This is a genomic window from Mesorhizobium sp. M1403 (assembly GCF_040317695.1).
Lineage (GTDB): Bacteria > Pseudomonadota > Alphaproteobacteria > Rhizobiales > Rhizobiaceae > Mesorhizobium.
The window spans coordinates 1-1,032 of record NZ_JAMYKY010000090.1 but is presented as its reverse complement, the minus strand read 5'-3'; the positions used below and the strand labels follow the sequence as shown (position 1 = coordinate 1,032).

The window sequence follows — 1,032 nt, the reverse complement described above, 5'->3', positions numbered from 1 at the left end:
TGTGGAGCCTCAACAGGTTGTCCTCGGTTAGAGCGAGGCGACTGATAGGTGTTTTTGACTTTAGGCTGCCGTGGGGGCGATGCCAATTGTATCTGTGCAGCCAGACAGGCAGTTCTGCGGCGCGATGAGTCGATGTCGGGTAAGCGATGGCGTAAGCCCATTCGCGCAGCGCCGTCTGGATGAAGCGCTCGGCCTTGCCATTGGTCTTGGGCGTATAGGGCCTTGTCCTGACATGCTTGAGGCCGAGATCGCGGCAGGCCTTGGCGAAAGCCTTCGATCTGTAGCAGGAGCCGTTGTCGGTCATGACGCGCGCTATCGCGACGCCGAGACTGGCGTAGTAGGCCACCGCCGCCTCGAGGAAGGCGATGGCGCTCTCCTTTTTCTCGTCGGCCAGGATCTGCGAGAAGGCGATGCGGGAAGCGTCGTCGATGCAGACATGGACGAACTCCCAGCCGGCGCCGCGCGACTTGCCCTTTTGCGGATCGCCGGTGATGCGATGGCCGACCTGGCTGAAGCGGCCGAGCTTCTTGATATCGATATGGATCATCTCGCCGGGGTGCTCGCGCTCGTAGCGTCGGATCGGTTCGGCCGGCTCGATGTCGCTCAGCCGCGACAGCCCGGCACGCTTGAGAACCCGGCTGACGGTGGCGGGCGAGACGCCGACCTCATGGGCGATGTGACTGCCGGTCCAACGCTGCCGCCGGAGCGCCACAATGCGCTCGGCGGTCGACGCTGCGGTGGCCTGTGGCATATGGGCGGGCCGCGAGGAACGATCGACCATGCCGACCCGCCCTTCGGCCTTGTAGCGCTCGACCCAGCGCGCCACGATCTTGGCCGACACGCCGTAGACGCGCGCCGCATGGGCTTGGGAAAGACGCCCCTCAATGACCGACAGCGCCATCTCCTCTCGACGCAGCGGCGTCAGACGGGCATTCTTATGGATGTTCATTCGGACCCTCCGATGGATGCTGAAGCTTGGTAACTCCAGTCTCCTCGGTGCGGTCCGAATGGACAACCCTCTGAAAGCTCACA

1 protein-coding gene is annotated in these 1,032 nt (G+C 63.8%); it reads right to left on the bottom strand.

Annotation, left to right across the window (positions count from 1 at the left end; translation table 11 throughout):
- On the bottom strand, nucleotides 1–949 hold a 949-nt coding region (locus NKH01_RS35155; RefSeq protein ID WP_353024742.1), incomplete at its 3' end, for an IS481 family transposase.
- Between the last annotated feature and the right edge of the window lie 83 nt (nucleotides 950–1,032).